Source organism: Rhodococcus sp. YH1, assembly GCF_009939605.1.
Lineage (GTDB): Bacteria > Actinomycetota > Actinomycetes > Mycobacteriales > Mycobacteriaceae > Rhodococcus > Rhodococcus aetherivorans.
Genome location: NZ_WVTE01000291.1, coordinates 43,834 through 45,155, shown reverse-complemented (window position 1 = coordinate 45,155; position 1,322 = coordinate 43,834). Strand labels below are relative to the sequence as shown.

Sequence of the window (1,322 nt, the reverse complement as noted above, 5' to 3'; positions counted from 1 at the left end):
CCTGCCCGCCTTGTGGTCGGGGCAGTAAGACACGGAGGACACGTCATGCTTCAGACCGTCGTGGACGTTGCGTATCTCGCACAAGGTTCGGTCAACTTCGACATCAACCCGGAGGTGCCGCCGGGCGCGAACGGCCTGCTCAAGCTGCTGAACTGGCTGCTGTGGGGCGTCACGCTCGCGTGCGTGGCCGCCCTGATCTTCTCGGGCGGGAAGTTCGCGTGGGAGAAGTGGCAGCACGGCTCCGGTGACTCGCCGAAGATGCTCGTCGGTGCCCTCGTCGGCGCGATCGTCGCCATCTCCGCCAACCAGATCCTCAGCGCCGTCACCAACGCGGCATAAGGCGGGGTCAGCGATGGAGGTGTCCGTACAGGGCGTGGTCAGCCCGCCCCCCGACGTCCTCGACGGGTTCCAGACGCTCCTGGGCTACGCGGCCGGGATCGTTTTCCTCCTGTGTGTGGCCAAGGTGATCTTCGTCGGTGCACGCCTGGCGTGGGACCACAAGCACGGGGCCGGTCTCGAATCCCCCACCGCCGCGGAGTTCCTGGCGGCGAACATCGGCGCGATCCTCGCCGGCGGTGTGGCCGCCACCCTCGCCACGATCCTGCTGGCCACCGCCCAGGGGCCCCAGGCCCACCAGCTCGGAGGCGGCCATTCCCCGACCGTCATCGAGCAGCTCGAACAGCTCCAGCAACAGCAGCAATCCGGCAACGAGGAGAACGAATGAGGAGGCGTCGGTGGGCGCGAGCCGCGGTGGTCGCGGTGGCGCTGGTGGCTACCAGCTGCGGGGGATCGGACACAGGCGAGAGCCCGGTGTCGCTGACCGATCCGCCGCAGATCAGCCGGTGGGTCACCGTCGGTGGCATCGAGGTGCCGATCGGCACCACCGACGGACCGCGAGGCGGTGAGTGGGAGCCGTTCGCCGGGTTCAGCCACACCCCGCAGGGTGCGGCTCTGGCGGCGATCACCCAGTCGGTGCAGCTGGCCACCGCGTCCGATCGCACCTGGTCGCAGATTCTCTCCGGGGTGGCCGCCCCCGGCGAAGGCCGCGACCTCTACGCCGCCCACCGCTCCCTGGTGGAGATGTCGGGCACCGACCCCGAGATGGTGCCGACCATCGTCGGCTACACCCTCGCCGACTACAGCGACACCGCCGCCACCGTCGACGTCATCCAGCGGTTCTCCGACAACTCGCTCGCCTCCGCGACCACCCAGGTGGTGTGGATCGACGACGACTGGCGGCTGAACCTGCCCAGCAACGACACCGCCACCATCACCGCCCTCGACGCGCTGCCGTCGGAGCTGGTCGACCTCGAGGAGACCCG

At 69.4% G+C, this 1,322-nt stretch carries 3 protein-coding genes; all 3 read left to right on the top strand.

Annotation, left to right across the window (positions count from 1 at the left end):
* Nucleotides 1-45: 45 nt before the first annotated feature.
* The gene (locus AIIKEEIJ_RS31355; protein ID WP_161996032.1) at nucleotides 46-339 is read left to right on the top strand and encodes a hypothetical protein; all 294 of its coding nucleotides are present in this window, start codon (nucleotides 46-48) and stop codon (nucleotides 337-339) included.
* Nucleotides 340-352: 13 nt separating this feature from the next.
* Nucleotides 353-724 (top strand): hypothetical protein, encoded by a 372-nt coding sequence (locus AIIKEEIJ_RS31350; RefSeq protein ID WP_161996033.1) that lies wholly within the window; start codon nucleotides 353-355, stop codon nucleotides 722-724.
* On the top strand, nucleotides 721-1,322 hold a 602-nt coding region (locus AIIKEEIJ_RS31345; protein WP_161997252.1), incomplete at its 3' end, for a hypothetical protein. The genes AIIKEEIJ_RS31350 and AIIKEEIJ_RS31345, both read left to right, overlap by 4 nt.

Bases quoted from the DNA above. Each gene is read 5' to 3' on its own strand.
- AIIKEEIJ_RS31355 (WP_161996032.1), top strand. From the start codon at position 46: ATGCTTCAGACCGTCGTGGACGTTGCGTATCTCGCACAAGGTTCGGTC.
- AIIKEEIJ_RS31350 (WP_161996033.1), top strand. From the start codon at position 353: ATGGAGGTGTCCGTACAGGGCGTGGTCAGCCCGCCCCCCGACGTCCTC.